At 32.4% G+C, this 21,636-nt stretch carries 14 protein-coding genes; all 14 read left to right on the forward strand.

Going from position 1 to position 21,636, the window contains the following annotated elements; translation table 11 throughout:
* The 14 genes from CX675_RS00270 to CX675_RS00330 all read left to right on the forward strand — a co-directional run bounded on the left by CX675_RS00270 (window position 1) and on the right by CX675_RS00330 (window position 21,630).
* Window positions 1–2,076, forward strand: coding sequence for a phage tail sheath C-terminal domain-containing protein (locus tag CX675_RS00270; RefSeq protein WP_130733212.1), 2,076 nt, complete (start codon window positions 1–3; stop codon window positions 2,074–2,076).
* 41 nt (window positions 2,077–2,117) lie between these two features.
* Window positions 2,118–2,546, forward strand: a complete 429-nt coding sequence (locus CX675_RS00275) for a phage tail protein (protein WP_130733213.1) — start codon at window positions 2,118–2,120, stop codon at window positions 2,544–2,546.
* Window positions 2,547–2,548: 2 nt separating this feature from the next.
* The gene (locus tag CX675_RS00280; protein ID WP_130733214.1) at window positions 2,549–3,019 is read left to right on the forward strand and encodes a phage tail protein; all 471 of its coding nucleotides are present in this window, start codon (window positions 2,549–2,551) and stop codon (window positions 3,017–3,019) included.
* A complete protein-coding gene (locus CX675_RS19670; protein WP_165395938.1) occupies window positions 3,019–3,174 on the forward strand; it encodes a DUF5908 family protein in 156 nt (51 codons plus the stop codon). The genes CX675_RS00280 and CX675_RS19670 overlap by 1 nt, the downstream gene beginning before the upstream one ends.
* A gap of 2 nt (window positions 3,175–3,176) precedes the next feature.
* Window positions 3,177–3,863, forward strand: a complete 687-nt coding sequence (locus tag CX675_RS00285; protein ID WP_130733215.1) for a LysM peptidoglycan-binding domain-containing protein — start codon at window positions 3,177–3,179, stop codon at window positions 3,861–3,863.
* Complete coding sequence (gene vgrG, locus CX675_RS00290) at window positions 3,864–5,609, forward strand: type VI secretion system tip protein VgrG (protein ID WP_130733216.1); 1,746 nt, start codon at window positions 3,864–3,866, stop codon at window positions 5,607–5,609.
* Window positions 5,610–5,612: 3 nt separating this feature from the next.
* Window positions 5,613–5,903: a PAAR domain-containing protein gene (locus CX675_RS00295; RefSeq protein WP_130733217.1), complete on the forward strand. Its 291-nt coding sequence runs from the start codon at window positions 5,613–5,615 to the stop codon at window positions 5,901–5,903.
* Between the two features lie 2 nt (window positions 5,904–5,905).
* Complete coding sequence (locus CX675_RS00300; protein WP_130733218.1) at window positions 5,906–6,316, forward strand: GPW/gp25 family protein; 411 nt, start codon at window positions 5,906–5,908, stop codon at window positions 6,314–6,316.
* An 11-nt stretch (window positions 6,317–6,327) separates the two neighbouring features.
* A complete protein-coding gene (locus tag CX675_RS00305) occupies window positions 6,328–9,507 on the forward strand; it encodes a baseplate J/gp47 family protein (protein ID WP_130733219.1) in 3,180 nt (1,059 codons plus the stop codon).
* Window positions 9,498–12,212, forward strand: a complete 2,715-nt coding sequence (locus tag CX675_RS00310) for a hypothetical protein (RefSeq protein WP_130733220.1) — start codon at window positions 9,498–9,500, stop codon at window positions 12,210–12,212. Before CX675_RS00305 ends, CX675_RS00310 begins: the two co-directional genes overlap by 10 nt.
* Before the next feature lie 13 nt (window positions 12,213–12,225).
* The gene (locus tag CX675_RS00315) at window positions 12,226–14,928 is read left to right on the forward strand and encodes a hypothetical protein (RefSeq protein ID WP_130733221.1); all 2,703 of its coding nucleotides are present in this window, start codon (window positions 12,226–12,228) and stop codon (window positions 14,926–14,928) included.
* 207 nt (window positions 14,929–15,135) lie between these two features.
* Entirely contained in the window at window positions 15,136–16,662 is a 1,527-nt protein-coding gene (locus tag CX675_RS00320) for a contractile injection system tape measure protein (protein WP_130733222.1), read from the forward strand.
* Between the two features lie 12 nt (window positions 16,663–16,674).
* Window positions 16,675–17,409, forward strand: a complete 735-nt coding sequence (locus CX675_RS00325) for a DUF4157 domain-containing protein (protein WP_130733223.1) — start codon at window positions 16,675–16,677, stop codon at window positions 17,407–17,409.
* An 18-nt stretch (window positions 17,410–17,427) separates the two neighbouring features.
* On the forward strand, window positions 17,428–21,630 hold the full coding sequence (locus CX675_RS00330; protein ID WP_240723551.1) for a DUF4157 domain-containing protein: 4,203 nt from the start codon (window positions 17,428–17,430) through the stop codon (window positions 21,628–21,630).
* Window positions 21,631–21,636: the final 6 nt, after the last annotated feature.

Here is a 21,636-nt window from a genome sequence, read left to right on the forward strand (position 1 = left end):
ATGGCAACAACGTACAAAACACCTGGTGTTTATATTGAAGAAATTGTAAAGTTTCCTCCATCTATAGCCGAAGTAGCAACTGCAATTCCTGCTTTTATTGGTTATACGGAAAAAGCAACAGATAAATCGGATGGAGATTTATTAAACGAACCAAAACGAATTACTTCCCTGTTAGATTATGAAACGTATTTTGGTTCAGCTTATCCTGAAACTTCTATTTCTGTAGACATTACAGATACTTTATTAGATGGTAATTTACAACGCGATATTGTGGTAAATCAACCGAGTAATCCAAAACCATTTTTAATGTATTATGCACTACAAGTGTATTTTGCTAATGGTGGTGGTCCTTGTTATATTATTTCTGTGGATACTTTTGAAGATGAACTAGGGAATGAAAACTTAGTGGCGTTTTCAGCATTAAACGACGGATTGGATTTGTTGAGAAGTGAAGACGAACCTACCTTAATTGTTTTTCCAGATGCAAAAGCTTTAAGTGTGGACGATTTTTATGCATTATATAACAATGCGTTAATACAGTGTAAAGAAATGCAAGATCGATTTACTATTATCGATACGTATACTTGTGTAGAAAGTTTTGCTGATGCTGAAATAGCTAGAGATAAATTAAACTTAGAAAAAGATTATCTAAAATATGGTGCGGTATATTATCCTTATATACAAACGATTTTAGATTATGTTTATGATACGGATGATATCTTAATCAATCATGTTTCTTTTGATGCAGATGCGATGCCAACTGCCTTACAACAATTAACAGATGCTAATACTGCACTAACGCCTATTATTGAGAGTTTAAGAACCATATCTGATGATGATGTAGATGCTACTGACGATTTAGTAGAAGGGTCAATTGCAAATGTATTAACGTATATAGAAGATGCAACAGGATATAACAATACTGCTCCAGGTTCTGAAACGTTTACTGTGGCAAAAACACCTGCTTTTTCTTTGCTTTTAGATGCTTTAATTGCCGATTTGGAAAGCTTGGTAGAAACGAAAAAGGAAATTGTAAATGCTGCAAATGCTGCTATTGCATCAGTAGAAGAATTAAGTACTGCCGATGATAACATTATTACTACAAGAGATGCTTTTACTACGGTATTTGAAGGCACTGGTAAAATTGAAAATGTATTGAAAAACATTAACGATTTGGCTACCAAACTGAAAAAAGCAGATACCGATGTGAAAGTGGCTAATTTGGTAAAAACCAATGTTACTAATGTGATTGCTGAAGTAAAAAAACTAGTCGATTATACGCCAATTTTAGGGTTACCAAACAATAGTCTTGTGATTAATACCGATGTGTTTGCCAACTTAAATACATTAGTAAGCAATATTATAACAGAGGTAACAGTTGTTCAGGCTGTTGATGTTAATAATGGAGCCATGAATGGAAGGTATTTAGGAGATATTGAACCCTTAGAAAACGCTACGTTTAATAGTATCAAAGCTAAAATTGCCAATCTTCCATTGACGTTGCCACCTAGCGCAGCTATAGCTGGAGTTTATGCCAGAGTGGATAACGATAGAGGAGTTTGGAAAGCACCAGCCAATGTAGGGTTGAATTATGTGATTAAACCAACCTTAAAAATTACGAACGATCAACAAGATAATTTAAATGTAGATACTGTTGCCGGTAAATCTATTAATGCAATTAGAAGTTTTACAGGAAAAGGAACTTTGGTTTGGGGAGCCAGAACGTTAGCAGGGAACGATAATGAATGGCGCTATATTCCTGTGAGAAGATTTTTCAATATGGCTGAAGAATCTATCAAAAAAGCGACAGAACAATTTGTTTTTGAACCTAATGATGCCAATACTTGGATACGAGTAAGAGCTATGATTGAAAATTTCTTAATTCTACAATGGAGAGCTGGTGCTTTAGCTGGTGCAAAACCAGAACAAGCCTTCTATGTAAGAGTAGGTTTAGGACAAACCATGACAGCCGACGATATTTTAAACGGATATATGATTATCGAAATAGGGATGGCTGTGGTGCGTCCGGCAGAATTTATAATCCTTCGTTTTTCACACAAAATGCAAGAGGCTTAATAGTTAAAAAAAACATTGTAAAAAATTAAAATACTAGTATTATGAGTTATCCATTATCAAAGTTTCACTTCACGGTAGATTGGGGAGGAACACAAATAGGTTTTACAGAAGTTTCAGGTTTAGATTTAGAAACGGAAGTTATCGAATACCGTCAGGGTGCCAGTCCAGAATATTCTAAAATAAAAATGCCTGGCATGCAAAAGTTTTCAAATATCACACTAAAAAGAGGCACTTTTAAAAGTGACAACGAGTATTACAGTTGGTGGAATACGGTAAAACTAAACACCATTGAAAGACGCGATATTACGATAAAACTATTAAATGAAGAGCACACACCAGTGGTTACTTGGAAAGTTAAAAACGCTTGGCCAACAAAAATTCAATCAACTGATTTAAAGGCAGATGGAAATGAAGTAGCTATTGAGTCTATGGAATTAGTACATGAAGGGCTTTCTATTCAAAATGATTAATCATGGCTAAAACGTTAAGTAAAACGACTGAGTATTATCCACCAGTTGGTTTTCACTTTTCTGTAAAATTCGAAGGTCTTGGAACAGATGATAAAGATCACCAATTTCAATCCGTTTCTGGATTATCAGTAGATATTGAAACTGAAGAAATAGCAGAAGGAGGTGAAAATAGATTTAAATACAAGTTACCTGTAAAAACAAAGTTTCCCAATTTGGTTTTAAAAAGAGGTTTGTTAATCGATTCTAAAGTAATTAATTGGTGTAAAGATGCTATTGAAAACTTTGAATTTAAACCTGTAAACTTAATCGTAACACTCTTAAATGGGGAACATGAACCGTTACAATATTGGAAAGTAATTCATGCATATCCTATAAAATGGGCAGTTGAAGATTTTAATGCGCAAGAAAGTAAACTGGTAGTGGAAAGTTTTGAACTCACGTATAACTATTTCATTTTAAACAGAAACGAATAATGCCAATAGAAATTAAAGAGTTACACATTAAAATTAATGTTAACGAAAGTAGTAAAGCAAGCTCAAAAGCAGATACTGCTAGCAAAGATACCGATCTTGTTGGCGAATGTGTGGAACAAGTAATGAAAGTGATAGAGCGTAAAAAAGAACGATAATTATGAGCACTGGAGAATTAAAAAAACTGAAAGTCGTTGCTTATAGCGATCCAGAATTTAGTAGTAAAGTAGCCGATGGAGAGTTTGATACCTTACTGAATCCTGAGAAATATACATTTCATTATAAAATAGAGCAAGACGAACAGCAAGCGGCAGGAACAAGTACCGTTTCTCCACGGTTTAAAAAGACATTACCAGAAAATTTAGAACTAGAGTTTGTTTTCGATAGAACAGGTGTTATAGAAGGTAAAGAAGCTTTAGAAAGTGGCATCATAGACGATATTGAGAAGTTTAAAAAAGTTATTTTAGATTACAATGGAGATGAGCATAAGCCTAATTATTTAGTTATTTCCTGGGGAAGTTTACTATTTAAAGGTTCGCTTACAGAAATGGATATCGAGTTTAAACTTTTCAAACCAGATGGTACCCCCATACGAGCTGTGGCAAAAGCAAAGTTTACAGGCTTTGTGGAAGACGATTTAAGAGCGGCAAGAGAAAATAATAAATCTCCCGATTTAACTCACATAAGAATTGTAAAGGAAGGAGATACTTTGCCTTTAATGTCTTATAAAATTTATGGGGATTCTAAATATTATTTAGAAGTAGCCAAAGCGAATAATATTATCAATTTCAGAAAATTAAAAACAGGACAGGAAATTTTTTTTCCTCCTTTACAAAAGCAATCCTAGATGAATAATAGCGGAGTCATACAAACTAGTCAAAGCGCAGATTTAGTAACTCATAAAATTTTAATTGAAGGTGAAGAACTATCAAAAACCTATCAAGTAAAAAGTATTGTGGTGCATAATGAAGTCAATCGAATTCCGATGGCTCAGCTAGTTATTATTGATGGAGAAGCAGCTACTAGAGATTTTAAATTAAGTAATGAAGAATTATTAATTCCTGGTAAAAAAATAGAAATTACAGCAGGATATCATTCTGATGAAGAAACGATTTATAAAGGAATCGTAATTAAGCATACTATTAAAATTAAAGACGGGAATTCGTGTTTAATTATCGAATGTAAGGATGAAGCTGTAAAGTTAACGGTAGGTCGTAAGAGCAACTATTTTTATGAAGTTAAAGATAGTGAGGTTTTTGAAGAAATCATTGGCAAATACAATCTTGAAAATGAAGTGGAAGCTACAAATTTCACTCACAAAGAAATGGTACAATACAACACATCCGATTGGGATTTTATCGTTACCCGAGCACAGGCAAATGGAAAACTCTGTTTTGTTGAAAATGGTAAAATAACTATAAAAAAACCAGACGTTAGTACTGCATCGGTGGAGACCATTACTTTTGGAGCGACCATGTTAGATTTTGATGCCGAAATAGACGCTAGAAATCAATTTTCAAAAGTATCTTCTTATAGTTGGAATTATATCAATCAAGAATTAGTAGAAACAGAAGCCACTCATCCCAATATTTCTTTAAACGGGAATTTGGGCACTTCAGATTTGGCGGAAACAATCGCTTTGGAAAATTTTGAATTAAGACACGGTGGTGCCGTTTCTGATGTTGGTTTACAAGATTGGGCTGATGCAAAATTATTATTTCAAGAACTAGCAAAAGTAAGAGGAAGAGTTAAATTTCAAGGTATTTCAACGGTAAAACCAAATACCATTATCACTTTAGAAGGTGTAGGAGATCGTTTTAATGGTAGCGCTTATGTTACTGGTGTTTTTCATGAAATTTCAGAAGGAAATTGGACAATAGATGCGCAATTTGGTCTTAATCCTGAATGGTTTTCCGAAACGTATGATATTCACTCACCAGACGCATCAGGAATTATACCAGCGATTAAAGGGTTGCATATTGGGATTGTCTCACAACTACAGGATGATCCCGATGGAGAGGATCGCATTTTAGTGAAAATTCCTATTATCAATAATGAAGAGCAAGGTATTTGGTGTAGAGTAGCTTCCTTGGATGCAGGAGAAAACAGAGGGGCCTTTTTTAGACCAGAAATAGAAGATGAGGTAATTATTGGATTTATTAACGAAGATCCTAATCATGCAGTAGTCTTAGGAATGCTAAATAGTAGTGGAAAACCAGCACCTATTGTTGCCAGTGATGATAACAACGAAAAAGGTTTTGTAACCAGAAGTGAAATGAAGCTTTTATTCGATGATGATAAAAAAATAGTTTCTATTACCACTCCAGCGGGAAAGAAAATAGCACTAGACGAAGATGCTGGTACTATTGTTATTGAAGATGAGAATGCCAATGTTATTACGATGGATAGTAATGGAATTAAAATGGAAAGTGCAGGTAACATAGAGTTATTAGCTTCAGGAGATGTTACTATTGAAGGAACAAATGTTAATCTTACAGCGAATGCCCAATTAAAAGCTGAAGGAAGCGCAGGTATCGAAGTGTCTTCAAGTGCTACAGCAGTTTTAAAAGGAAGTATCGTACAAATAAATTAAAAAATGGGAGCACCAGCCGCTAGAATAACAGATATGCATGTTTGCTCAATGGTAACAGGAACAGTACCTCATGTAGGCGGGCCTATCATGCCAGCTGGAGAATCTACGGTTTTAATTGGAGGTTTACCAGCAGCACGCGTAGGTGATATGGCCATATGTACAGGACCACCAGATACTATTGCTGCAGGTTCTGGAACCGTTTTAATAGGTGGAAAACCAGCTGCAAGAATGGGCGATTCGATGGCGCATGGAGGTACAATTGTAGCTGGATTACCTACCGTTTTAATAGGATAATTATGGAAGATAGAAAAGCATTTTTAGGAACAGGATGGAGCTTTCCTCCAGAATTTAAAAAGACAACCCGAGCTGTTGTTATGATTTCTGATGAAGAGGATATTAAAAGTAGTTTGGAAATTTTATTGTCTACTAAAATAGGTGAACGTATCATGCAACCTAAATATGGTTGTAATATGGACGAATTGCTATTTGGATCTTTAGACCTAACGCTAAAAACCTATGTCTCTGAATTAATTCGAACAGCCATTCTATACCACGAACCTAGAATTGATGTGGAAAAAATTGATATTACGCAAGGAGATGATTTAAAAGGGGAGCTATTAGTGATTATTGACTATAAAATAAGAGCTACTAATTCTAGAATTAATATGGTGTATCCTTTCTATAAAGCTGAAGGAACCGATTTATAAAAACAGAAAGAATGAGTACTAATTGTAATACTATTGTAAGCGTTTTAACAAAAAATGGCACAGACCAAAAACAACGTTATATAGCAGCTTTACAGCCAAATAATACCCAATTATTAGATTTTGATATCTCTGATTGGATTTTATTTGCCTACAATTTTGCTTCTCATATTAATTATTTTGAAACCAATAATCCATCACAAAGTATAGACGATTGGACTTCTTTCTTTAATCAGTTGCAATTAGAAGGGAAAGATCCATCTTTTACCAAAAGTTTCGAATTGCAACGTATCAAAGAGGCACTCATAACCTTATTGGAAGATTATAAAAAAGAAGGAGCACTTACACCACATTTAACTCTTTTTGTTACGTTCTTACTATTATTGGAACAAAGTAAAAAAAGATTTAATGCGTTAACTAAGAGACATCTCGATTTTTACTATAAGGATATTCTCCATATTGAAAAATTACCAGCCAAACCAGATAAAGTGTATCTGCTATTTGAGTTAGCTAAAAATGCAACCCAACAAAGAATAGCTAAAGGGACTAGTTTTGATGGTGGTAAAGATGCAAACGGTAAAACTAGAATTTATAAATCTACCGATGAATTAATTGCAAATAAAGCAACGGTTAGTCTTCTAAAAAATATATATCACGATAAGGAACATAAAAAAATAGTGGTAAGTCCTATTGCCAATTCTTTGGATGGAATAGGCGGACAGTTTTCTACAGAAAACACTCAATATTGGCCTTTTGGACATGTAGATGCCTCGTATCCAGAATTACCAAATGCCACTTTAGGATTTGCTATTGCTTCTCCTATTTTAGTATTAAAAGAAGGCAAACGAAGTATAGAATTTGTATTTACTTTTAAAAACAATATTACAAACACGACTATAAATCAAGTAATAAATAACACTACGATTTACTTAACAACTCAAAAAGGGTGGTTTCAAGTGCCAGTAATATCGTCATCAGTAACTGTAAAAACAGGTTCTCCTTTTGTAACTTCTGTACAAAATAAAACTTTAAAAATAGCTTTTCAATTAGATGAAAATGTAGATGCCATTACTAATTATAATAGTAAAATTTTTGGAACAGGCTTTAATGATGAACTCCCTTTGGCTAAATTTATTATAAATACAGCTACTATTGATGGTTATGAATTGTATCGTTCTTTAGTCGTAAACACCTTAAAAGAAGTTACCATTAATGTAGATGTACAAAATATAAAAAGTGTAGTTCTTGAGAACGATAATAGTACTATAAATGAATCAAAACCATTTTTTCCGTTTACTACTATTCCTTTAGCAGGATCTAATTTTTATGTTCAATATGAAGAAGCCTTTTTAAAGCATTGGGAAAAAATTAATTTTACGATTACTTGGAAAAATACACCAAATAGTTTTTCCGAACATTATAAAGCCTATAAACAAGGAGCTGTAAATACAATTAGTACAAAAGGGTTTATTGATCTTTTATTAAAAGATGAAAGCTCATTTATAACGGATGGAGCTATTGTTACTGGCGATGATTATTTTAAATATGATTTAGAAATTTTATCTAGTAACATTTGGACTAAATTAAACTCGCAACCAGCAACATTATTTACTAAGAGTGGTACTAGTTTTAAAACAGAGGTTAGTGTAACCAATTCAAAATATGAAACTGCTAAAAAAGGAAAAATAAGAATCCTTTCTAAACACTCTTTTTTACATCAGTTGTATCCCAAAATTTATGCGTTAGCCTTAGCAAGTAAAAAAACAAATATTGTTATACCAAATGAGCCTTATACTCCTTTAGCAGAAAATATAGTATTGCATTACAATGCTTCTGAAACCAGCTATTTTGTAAAACAAGACTCTGAATCATTGGAAGAAACGTATAAAAAAAATAAAACGACTTTGTTTCATATTCATCCGTTTGGTTTTTCAGAAGAACATTCTTATTTAAAATCAAATTTAGATTTTGTTACCGATAAGAACACGAGTCTTTTACCAATCTATTGTGCGGGTGGTGAATTGTTTATTGGTTTGGGAAACACCAAAGAATTAGAACAAATTACCTTATTGTTTCAGATTTTAGAAGGAAGTGAAAATCCATTAACGCCTTCTTTTACTGGAAATCAAAAAATAGAATGGTCTGTATTAGGGAATAACCAATGGAAGACATTAGATTATGCTGAGATTCTTTTAAATGAAACGGATAATCTTTTACGATCTGGGATTTTAAAATTTAATTTACCGAAAGAAGCGACTCAAAATAATACCGTTTTACCCGAAAATTACATTTGGCTTAAAGGTAAAATGCATAAAAAATATGATGCCGTTTGTAAAATAATAGGAATTCATGCTCAAGTAGTTCTCGCTGTGTTTGAAGATAATGTTAATGAATTAGCCCATTTAAAAACAGGTCTTGAGGCCGAAACAATTTCTAAATTAACACAGCGAGTAAGTATGGTAAAGTCGGTAAAACAACCGTACAATAGTTTCGATTACAGAACTACAGAATCAAATGAAGATTATTACAGAAGAGTTAGTGAAAGACTCAGACACAAAAACAGAGCCATTACTATGTGGGATTATGAGCACATCATTTTACAAGAATTTCCAGAATTATACAAAGTAAAATGTCTTAATCATACTTCTGAAACTTCTTTTCAGGCACCTGGAAATGTAACATTGGTAGTTGTACCAGATACCGTAAATAAAAATGTATTCGACATTTATCAGCCAAGAGTAAGTACAGCCACATTAAATAAAGTGCAAAATCATATTGATCAGTTACATACAATGCATACGAATACTTTTGTTATTAATCCTAATTATGAAGTAGTTACGGTAAGTTTGGCGGTCAAATTTAAAACTGGTTTTGATGTTAATTTTTATACGAAAGAACTAGGAAAAGATATCACTAAATTCTTATCTCCTTGGGCGTATGATAAAACAATTCCAATCACTTTTGGAGTGAGCGTTCATATTAGTGTTTTGATAGATTATTTAGAAAAACTAGGCTATGTAGATTATTTAGAAAATGTAAGATTGATAAAAAATGGAGGCAGTCCACAAAAAATGGTTACACCTTCTAACCCAAAATCAATTTTAGTTTCTGCCAAAGAAACAGAGCATCTTATTTCGACAAACATTAAAGGCTGTAAAATAATAACTATAGAAGAAAACGAAACATGTCAGTGATAACTAAAAATAATAGTATTCCTAAAAACGTAAGTTCAAACGATGATTTAAGCTTTGAATTTTTACGTAAAAAAGGAATGGAATATATCGAATCATTTGGAACAACGTTTTGGACAGACTACAACACTCACGATCCTGGAATAACCATTTTGGAAGTCTTATGCTACGCTATTACCGATTTAGGAATGCGAATTAATCTTCCAATTGAAGATTTGTTAAGTAATACAACCACTAATCCTATTGAAAATCAATTTTTTAAAGCTTCTGAAATATTGCCAAATAAAGCGGTAACAGCATTCGATTATCGAAAAATACTGTTAGACATTGACCCTCTATTAATTAAAAATTGTTGGTTACAAAAACATAATAAAACAATTTTTATCAATTGTAAAGAAGCCAAAATTTCTTATCATAAAGAAGACTTTAATGGTGTTTCAGATGATTTTATAAAACAGACTACTATTAAAGGCTTGTATACCGTTTTAGTAGATATTGACGAAGAAGACGCAAGTGTAAAAGCAACTATAAAACAACAAATTCGTGAGAAATTTCATGCGAATAGAAACCTTTGTGAAGATATAGCAGAAATAAAAGAAGTAGAAACGCAGCCCATTGCCGTTTGTGCACAAATTGAAATTGATCCAGAAGCAGATGAAGAATATGTACAAGCACTTATTGTTTTAGCTTTGGAAAATTATTTATCTCCCTCAATTACTTTTTATTCACTTGCTCAAATGATTGAAAAAGGGTACACTAGCGACGCTATTTTTGAAGGCCCTTTGTTAGATAATGGATTTATAGATACGGTTGAATTAGCTAATTCTTCCTTACGAACAGATGTTCGCCTTTCTGATATCATGCAAATCATTATGAATATTGATGGCGTAAAACTCATTAAAGATATTTCTATTAATTATTGCAATAAAATTGACGAAAATGTAAAAGAATGGGTTTTATGTATCGATGAAGGTAAAAAACCACAATTGTGTCATAAAAGTACGTTTAGCTTTAGTAAAGGCGTGTTGCCAGTCAATGTAAATAAAGCCAAAGTTACTCAGTATATAAATGAACTTAAAAAGAATATAACTTTAACACAAAAAGAAGCTAAAAAAGAGAAAGAATTACCGATTCCAAAAGGAAGAATAACCGATACTAATTTTTATACTAGTGTAACCAATGATTTTCCAGAAACTTATGGTATTGGATCAATAGGACTTTCCGATTCGGCTACTCCTCAAAGGAAAGCAAAAGCCAAACAATTAAAAGGTTATTTGCTCTTTTTTGATCAAATTTTAGCCAGTTATTTTAAACATTTAGGCAATGTTAAGCAGTTACTTTCTATTAATAATACGCTAACCAAAACCTATTTTACCCAAGTAGTTTCCGATATAGATGGTTTTGAAGAATTAGTTTCTGATTATGATACTGATTCAGAGGTGCTTTCCGAAACCCTTTTTGGTCATTTGGACGATGCAGTAAAGAGGAACAACATTTTAAAAGACCATCTTATTGCTCGATTTGCAGAACGTTTTTCAGAATATGCTTTTTTAATGAAATCGTTGTATGGTAGTGTTTCAGACGAAATTGTACTTCAAAATAAAGCCGATTTTTTAGGTAGCTATAATACGATAAGTAGTCATAGAGGATGCGGTTTTAATTATTATAAACAACCTATAAATAATCTTTGGAACACTTTTAATGTTACAGGTTTAGAAAATAGGATTGCCGGACTTTTAGGAATTAAAGGAGATAGTAATCCATTAACAGGGAAAAGAGGTGTTAAAAGAAAAAATATTTCTAATTTATTCATTCAAATTTATGACCCTACACCACTTACACCAGCGGATAATTTTAGATGGCGTATCAAAAATGCATCCAATCAAATTATACTTTCTGCCACAGACGATTATACCACAGAAACGGAGGCAGCAAATGAAATGTATTTTGCCATTTTAAAAATATTGGAAACTAGTGAAACAGAAATTAAAGAAGGTTTTACTTCAAATTTCACGCATAAAGTAATCCATACATTTGAAATTCATCAAGCAGAAAGTGGAAAGTTTTCTTTTCATATTATTAACCCTGAAATAGAAACGGTAAGTGATCCAGATAGAATTATAGCCAAACAATATAAATTTTATGATACGCTTGAAGAAGTAAAAACCGCTATTCTTGAGTTGATTACTTTCTTTAAAGAAGAATTTACAGAAGAAGGAATTTTTTTAGTAGAGCATGTTTTATTACTTCCAAAAGATGATGAAACAACAACTGAGAATCATTTCATGCCAATATGTATCGATGACTGTAACGAAGCATGCTGTATTCCAGATCCTTATTCTTTTAAAATAAGTGTGGTGTTACCAGGCTACACCTACCGATTTTCTAATATCGATTTTAGAAATTATGCTGAAGATGTAATAAGACAGGAAATCCCAGCTCATATTCTTGGAAAAATATGCTGGATAGGATACCGAAAAAACCATGTCAATACAGTTGATAATGATTTACTCGATTTTGAAAGAGATTTTAAAAACTTTCTAATTGATAAGAGCAAAAATAAACAAGACGCTTTACCCGATTTTGTGCATTCGTTAAGCAAGTTAAATTCAATTTTCCCTACAGGAACATTATTCAATTGCGAAGATGAAAATGAAGACTTAACAGGTAAAGTAATTTTAGGAAAAACAAATTTAGGAACAATATAAAACAATTAAGGTCATGGCAACTAAACTAGATAATATAACTGGGCAATATCATAGTTATGTGGAAGATCAAGTATTAACACATTATCAATTAAACGAAACAATTGACTATTTTACAGATCAAGATCGTTTAAGTAGGGTGTTCTTAACAGGAACAGGTATTGCTTGTGGTTTTGTAATTTCAATTACCAATGCTAATGATGCCATAACGATTACCCAAGGAACAGGAATAACGACAGATGGAGATTTAATCAAATTACAAAAAAAAGCAACAGGTGAATTATCTTTAGCCACGAAACAAAAATTAGTTAGTGTCGATTTTGGCACTATTACTTATAAATCGTACAAACCTTTTACTGAAGACAAAGGGAATTATCCGTTTTTTAAAAATAGCCCTACTACGCTTGTTCCTTTGTTTGAATTACTTCCAGAAAAATCGGAAGGTTCAGTATTAGAGCCAGGCGAGCAATTAGTAACTGCCTTTCCAGATTTGGCAAACATTAGAAACTATGTAGTCATTTTATATTTGGAAAGTTATCCGAAAGAAGCTTCTTTGTGTAGTCAGATAGATTGTTCAAATCAAGGCGGTGAAGAAGTATTTAATGTAAGAGTGCTTATTACAACGCAGTCTAATGCTGATATTATCCAAGCAAAAGACAGTTTGTATACAAAATATGATTTTTTTAATACATATGAAGCACTACCCGAATTAGCGGTTAAAAAAGTAATTCCTACGTATACTACCATGCAATCTGCACTTCAAATTAGACAACTTTTTAATGGAATTGTGAGCGATAGTACATTTAAAACGAGTTTAAAAAATAGTATCACTACATTACTGTCTAATTTAGGTTTTAATGCACAAGCAACAATAATTAATAATCATATTACCACTATTTTCGATATTGTACCTACTGCTATTCCAAGCGATATTCATTATCGTTATGATCTTTTAAAAGATATCGTAGCAACCTATAAAGAATTGAAAGATTTATTCATTCAGCAAGCGGCAGAATGCAATCCTCTAATTAGTTCTTTTCCAAAACATCTCTTATTGGGAAAAGTTGTTGATAATCAAATGTATAAAGCGTATCGTCATCAATTTTATAAAGCGCCTATTTTAGATGATCAAAACAGAAGGTTTAAAAACTTTCAAATTTTAATCCAAAGATTATTAGAAATAACTCAAAAATTTGGACTTCAGGAAACAGCCGACCAAGTGAAAATTATTCCCTCTAAAAGTATAGGAAAACTAGGACATAAATCGATTCCTTATTATTACAATGTAGATAATTCTTTAATTAATGCTTGGGATTTTGATAGAAGTAACCTGTTTATTCCCAAAGCTAATTTTAGTTATCATACTACAAACTTATTAGCTAACGATTTTATTCAATCACCACTTAAATATGCTTTAGAAAATTATGACTTTTATAGAGTTGAAGGCTACTTAAATGATGATGTTGATGAGGTTAATAATAGGCTTACAAATCAAAAATTACAGCATGGATTAGATTTTGATTTTCAAATTTTGGATGTTGTTGAAAATAAAGACCAATTAAAAACCCTATTAAAAAATAATCCGTCATTTGAACATAAAGCAGGGGTTCAAAAAGGAGGTACATTATTATTGTTAAAAGATGGAGACGAGTTTATTGCCGATTTTGCAGTAGATTATAAAATCACTGATGAGGATAGTTTAGATTGCTGTACAATTATAGCATGTATGTATCCTTGGATTAGCTCACTAAAATACATTAACAATCTGGCAAGAAGTCTTAAAGGAACAAAAAGTAACGTAAAAGCAATGCCAACTCATTATGTTTTGAATATTAGAAAATACAGTATCAACGGTGTTAACTTAATTAATAGACCTGTAGTTTTAAGAGTTCCTTTAGATAATGATGTTTTTCTTAGAAGGTTACATGTTGTAATGGAGCGAATTAATCAAAGATTTCCTTCAGGATTAGTGTTTGATTTTATTGAAGAACAAAAAAAATTAAAAATAACCCGATTAGAGAAAGACAATTTTGTTTTTGAAGTACAAGATATTACGTTAACTAATTCTAGTCCGGTATACACTTTTACCGATAAAGGTGTTACAAGAAATAATAGAAAATACCTAACAAAAGACATCAGTTGTTCTATTGTAAATGCATATAAAGAAGAGGTTTACAAAAAATTACAAAGTAATTATGCTCCAATCAATAAAGACGATGATAACTTTGGAAGATTTGATGAAGATTGGAGAAAATGGGAAGCTCTAAGAAGAAAATTAATAGATCATTCCGTTACGGCACCCTACAGAAGATTTATTACTGAAATGATTCATTTTAATAATATACCAACAAGTATCGCTACAACAACGGTTCGTCAGGAATTGGTTCAAATTGCAAGTGCCATTCGTAATACAAGTCCGTCTTTTGCGAATTTAGAAATATCTATTGGAGGAGATTGGACAAACGGAAATTGGGTCAATACAACCATGTTGAATTATTATGCACAACATCAAAATGATACAAATGACGATGTGGCTTTATTTATTCGATTGAGAAAAAAATTACATAATGAAAATGGAGTAAGTAAGTATATCATTCATATTAATAATACAAGTAATATAAACTTAGATGCTTTAGTACCTGTTTTTAATCGATATGCAAATAAGGCAGAATTTTATTTACAAAAACCAACAAATGGACTGTTTATACCTATCAGCTAGCTTAATTAATAGAAATAAAAAAGCTTCAGACCTAATAAAGCTAGCTGATCTGAAGCTCGATGGGGGGAAGGAAATGAATAAATCGAAATCGAAAACCGAAGTGAAAATTACACTAAGATAACAACAACAAAATAACAGAACACAAAACCCAGTATTCCTCGAAAGGCTGATTCAAATATACAAAAAAAAATATACAAACCAAATAAAATGAATAAAAATAAACATATAATCGAAAAAGTTTTTTTAGAAATAGACACAAACTCAATGAATGTGGCTAATAGACTAAAAAATAATACGACTATGTTTGTTGAAAATGAATTATTAGCCTTAATAGAACAGGAATTAAATCGGTTTTCAATACCTGAAGATGTTGTTTTGCAAATAGATACCCTAACGTTAACGATTGGAAATAATAGTTTAGATTCAAATAGTATTTCCAACCCTACCTTATTAAGTAACGAAATCTATAAAAGAGAGATAGAAAATCAGATTCGACAAAAGATTGAAGCTATTTTGCAACAAACTAAAAAGAATGATTTTTTTCAATCCAAAGACAACAATAAAGGACTCATTAATACATCCATTTTATCTCTTTCCGATAAAAAAAGCAATACCTTATTATATTATTTACAATATGGAAAATTACCTTGGTGGTGTGTCCAAGAAGTTCAAAATAAAGAACAAAAAACAGCTGTTTTTCACGAAGAAAATATCCAAGAAATGATAAAAAACAAAGCTTTTACAACAAAGTTTAAAGCAATTATCATTCAAAAAAAAGTACAACAAAGAATTATTTATCAATTTACAAACAAGCAAATTAGCTTATTAATAACCCTTTTTAATAATTCTAAGCATCTTGATTATTATGAAATTACGCGTGAAAATGGTGTTTTAAATATCGTGTTTACCCATGCTAATTTTGCATTGAAAAAATCTTTTTGGGAAGCTTTATTCACTTATTTTGTCGAACAAAAATTAGATAAGATATACTCTTTTTATCTTACAAATGAAACACTCTTTAAAAGCAAAAAGTGGTCGTTTACACACTATATAAAAGAACTGGAAAAAATAATTTCTTTTTCACCTTCAGAAACGAAAAACCTATTGAAAATAGCCGAAGAAATTAATCTGTTTGAAAAAAAAACAGGAATCAATAAAAAAGAAGAAAACCAACTTCAAAAAGAAGAAAACAACACGTTACATGAAAAGGAATTTTATACAGAAACGCTATATGGTGATGAAAACAGCTATATCCAAAATGCAGGGTTAATCTTATTGCATCCATTTATTAAAGAATTTTTCAAAAATTGTCAGCTTTTAGAGGAAAATAATAAAACAATAAACGATAAAGAATTAGCCGTACATCTGCTACATTATTTAGCAACAGAAGAAGAAAATGACTACGAATATAATATGTTGTTTGAAAAGTTTTTATGTGGTTTAACAATGGATTTTCCAATAAAAAGAGAGGTAGTCATTCCATTACAGATTAAAGAAGAAGCTGAAAAAATGTTAGCATCCGTTTTAAGTCATTGGACAGCTCTAAAGAGTTCTTCAGTTGCTATACTTAGAAACGAATTCTTGCAAAGAGAGGGAAAAATAGATTTTAAAGATGGCAATCCCAAGATTTTTATAGAAAGGAAAACACAAGACATATTATTAGAACGTCTCCCTTGGAATATAAGCATTATAAAAATTCCTTGGTTGGAAAAATTAATTTACACCGAATGGTAAAAATAAGAAAGTATGAGATCATTTGAAAAAAGAAAAAAAGAAGGACACGCTTCAGCTACTTTTTTTGATCCAAAAATTCAAAAAAAGATAAAAACAGGAACACCTGGAGATAAATTTGAGGTTGAAGCGGACCAAGTAGCTAGTAAAGTGGTAACCCATTCTAATAAAAGTGGAGGGTTGCTTCAAGCCAAAGAAGAAGAAGTGCAACAAAAACCTATTTCTGATACCATTTCCCAAGTACAAAAGAAGGAAATGAAAGAAGAGGAACCTGTTCAAAAAAAGGAAGAAGAACAAGTGCAAAAGAAAGAGGGTGAAGACGAAGTACAACAAAAAGAGGAAGAAGAACAAGTACAAGCTAAAGAAGAAACGGTTCAAAAGAAAGAGGAAGAGCAAGAGGTTCAAAAAAAGGCAGAGGAGAAAGAAGAAATGGTTCAAAAAAAAAGCAGTAGTGTTCAGCCAAGCACACAAACCAAACTGAAAAGCACTAAAGGAGGAGGATATGCCATGAACAAGTCTGTTTTAATGGAAATGAATGCCGCTTTTCAAGCAGATTTTAGTGAAGTAAGGATTCATACTGATGCTGATGCTATTGCACTTTGTCAGGAAATGGGAGCTCAAGCATTTACAAACGGCAAGGATATTTATTTTAATAAAGGTAAATACAACCCAACATCTAAATCGGGAAAAGAACTTTTAGCGCATGAATTAACACATACTATTCAACAAGGAGTTGTCTCAAAAAAATAACATATAAACTCACCATTTATGAGTGCTTTTTCAACAAAAAGTAATGCAAAGCCCAAAAATACTACTTTTAGTACAAAGAGTAGTAATGAGACTTTTTTTGGAGTTCAAGCAAAACTTGCAATTGGAAAATCAAATGATAAATATGAGGTAGAAGCTGATAGAACTGCCGATAAAATTGTTGAAAAAAGCCAAAACCAAAATACAAAGAATAAGCAGGAAAGTTTTTTTGCTCCTTCTCCTTTGGTTCAGAAAAAAGAAACTAACGAAGTTCAAAAGTTAGAAGAAAATCAACTGGAAAATCAACAAAAACCACTTGCCGATTCTATTGCTCCTGTAGTGCAATTAGACAAAGAAGAAACCCTTCAAAATAAATTGGATAATCCAAAAAATGAAGAAACAAAAACAAGCGAAATTTTTGCATCTTCAAAACCACTTATTCAAAATAAACCCGAAGAAGAAGTTCAGAAAAAAACCGAACAAACGACAGAAATAACCCCTAAAAGTGAAATTGAAACGACTCCTGTAGAAGTTCAGTCTAAAAAGGAAACACTACAGCAAAAAACAGAAACGAGTAAAATTGATAATACGTCAACTCCAAAGCTTCCAATTGTTCCAAAACCAATAATTCAGTCAAAACCTGAAGAAGAAGTACAACAGAAAAAAGAAGAAGAGTCTCAAACTACAGAAGAAGAGAGTAGTCTACAAATGAGTGCGTCAGGTGATGCGAATACAAATAATAATACAGATTTAGAAACGAGTATAAATACCAGTAAAGGAGGCGGTTCTCCATTACCTCAAAATACGAAAAGAGAAATGGAATCTGGGTTTGGTGCCGATTTTAGTAATGTTAGAATCCATAACGATGCAAACGCTACCAAAATGAATCAACAACTAGGTTCGCAAGCATTTGCAACTGGGAATAATATTTATTTCAATGAAGGGAAGTTTAATCCATCATCTACCAGTGGGAAACATTTGTTGGCTCACGAACTAACACACACAATCCAGCAAGGCGTTTCTGTAAGAATGAAACCTGAAATTTCTGCCGCACCAGAAATGATTCAAGGTTCCTTCCTAGATTATGTGCCAGATTGGATTATCAATCAAGCAAGACACATTCCAGGATATACACTATTTACAGTAATTATTGAATATGATCCTCTAAAAGAAGTTCGTGTTGCTAGAACACCGATCAATCTTATTGAAGGATTAATGGGATTAATTCCTTTTGGTACGGCTATTTTTGATAAGTTGCAAGAGTATGGCATTTTACAAAAGGTTTTCGATTGGGTAGAAGGAAAGCTAAGCGAAGTAGGCTTAACTATAGATAGTATTTTAGATTTAGTCGAAGAAGTTTGGGACGAAGTTTCTTTCCCGTATACAGATATAATTGATTTAATTACTGAAAAATTTGAAGATTTAGTCGACCGTATTACCACTTTTGTAAGTGCAACTGTAGATCAAGTAATCACTTGGATAAAAGAAGCTTTAATAGAAGTGGCAGAACCTTTATTAGAGGAAAATAAAGCATGGTCATTACTAAAAAAAATAATTAAATATGATCCGTTAAGAGACGAAGAAGTTAGCGCAACTACTGTTGAAATATTAGAAGATTTCTTAATTCTAATAGACAAACAAACCGAGTTGGAACAAATGAAAGAAAAAGGCACGCTTCAAGAAACAGCAGATTGGCTTGATACGCAAGTAGGTACTTTTACTTCTTTATTAGGAGAGCTTAGAGGTTTAATTACCATGGCTTGGGATGCTATCCAACCTCAAAATTTAGTTCATATTTCTGAAAATCTGACGAATCTAGTAGCACAAGCTGGTGGATTTTTACAACGTGTTTGGGATTTTGCTTCAGGAGTAGCTTTAAAAGTATTAGAACTAGTCAAAGATTCATTATTAAGTTGGTTGTCAGAGCAAGCTGCTGGTGTTAGAGGATATTCTTTGGTTAAAGTTATTATAGGAAAAGATCCTTTTACACAGGAAACAGTTCCTAGAACAGTTCCAAATTTAATCCGAGGTTTTATGAGCCTAATGGATGGTGGTGAAGAACAATATGCTCAAATGGAACAATCTGGTGCTATAGCTAGAATAGTTGGAGAAATAGAAGCTGCAGTTGCCACACTGAATATGACACCCGCTTCAATCATTCAATTATTTACAGATATTTGGGATTCCATGACCATTGACGATCTCATTCATCCAATAGATGCTTTCATGCGAATTATTGAAAAATTTGGAGAACCAATAGGAAGATTAATTGCTTTTGTGGCTGAGATAATTAGAATAGTAATAGTAGCTATTTTAGAAATTATGAACTTCCCGTTTGATCTTATTGGAAATATCATTACCAGAGCTTTTGAAGCAATAGAAGATATTAAAAGGGATCCAATTGGGTTCTTAAAAAACATACTAAAAGCTTTAAAACAAGGATTTGTACAATTCTTTGATCATATTGTAACTCACTTAATTGGTGGTGTAACTGGTTGGTTAATGAGTGAATTAAGAGATGCAGGAATTCCAGAACTTACCGATTTTTCGCTACAAGGAGTGATTAGTTGGGTATTAGAAGTGCTAGGTATTTCCATGGAAAAAATTTGGGAGAAATTAGCCGCACATCCAAGAATTGGTCCAGAAAGAGTTGCTCGAATTAGAGGAATGATAAATACATTAGAAGGAATATGGACTTTCATTAAAGATGTACAAGAAAGAGGGATGGCTGCTATTTGGGATAAGATTCAAGAACAGCTTAGTAATTTATGGAATACAGTTTTAGATGCTGTGAAAAACTTTGTCATGGAGCGTATCATAACCAGAATAACAGCTAGGTTAATAAGTATGTTAGATCCTACTGGTATTATGGCAGTTATTAATGGTGCTATGGCCTTTTTTAACGCTATACAGAGTTTTATTAAGTATCTACGAGAAATGCTGGAAGTGGTTAATTCTTTTGTAAACGGTGTGGCAGATATAGCTAGAGGAAATGTAGCAACAGCAGCTGATTATTTAGAAAGAACTATGGGACAAGCGATGCCAGTGGTTATTGGTTTCTTAGCAAACCAAGTGGGATTGTCTGGTATAGGAGCTAGAATAGCAGAAATTATTGGTGCAGTAAGAGAAATGATAGACCAAGCTTTAACGTGGTTAGTAAACAAAGCAGTAGATACAGGAATGGCTTTATTAGATAGAGTAATGGGTAGAAATGAACCCGAAACAGCAACCGAAGAAACCACAAGTGGACCTATATCGGGAGCTTTAGCTGAAATCGATTCGGAAAGTGAAAAAGAAAAAGATGGTGGGGAAATTACTGCTGAAGAAGCCCAAGGTATTAAAAATAAAGTGAATACAGACCATGCTTCAGCGATTGATATTTCGTCAGTAACAGATGGCGACGATACTTGGGATTATAATTACATTCAGAAAGCTACCAAAAAAGTTCCTAAAAAAACAGTGCAGCCTACTATTATATCACCTACTCCAGATTCTAATGGAAGACCTCACAAAGTGGTCGCTAATCCATTAACCAGTAAGCAACCAGCTGATGGACCAGGAGTAGAAACAGGTAGCAGAGCTATTATTGTAGGACAAAGTGTGGTAGATCAATTTGCTGCTAAAACAGGTAACAAACATCCTCAATCTACTGTCCTAGGAGTACATATTATTGCACATCATTTATTTGGTAAATGGAATGCATCAAATATTGTTTTTGGTATTAAAAGCTTAAATGAACAAATGAAAAGACCTGAGGGTATTGCAAATACTAATAAAGAATTTACATTAGAATATGATATGACAGTAGCATATCATGAAGATACAAAAGTTGATGCTACTGAAGCATCATCAGAAGAAGATAAAAAGAAAGCAATAGGATTTTATATTGCCAAATCGATTACGGGTCCAATTAATAAAATTAATGATGATGGTACTAAAACAAAAATTGGTGAAGCAAATGCAGAAGCTGGTTTGCCTGATATTGGAGAAAATATTGATATTGGAATATTGATTATGGACAAATTTAAAAATAGTTTAACTACTCAAACAACAATTATTGATGGTAAAACTTATACAGCAACCACATACACAAGTTATACAACTTTAGCAGCAGATATAAGCAAACAAGTTGAAGCAACAAGAACAAAACTTACAGCTTTAACAACTGCAAAAAAAATAACTAGAGTAGGTCATGTATTTTATGTAGACGCTAATGCAAGTTAAAAATTT

Source organism: Flavobacterium sp. J27 (assembly GCF_004303025.1).
GTDB lineage: Bacteria > Bacteroidota > Bacteroidia > Flavobacteriales > Flavobacteriaceae > Flavobacterium.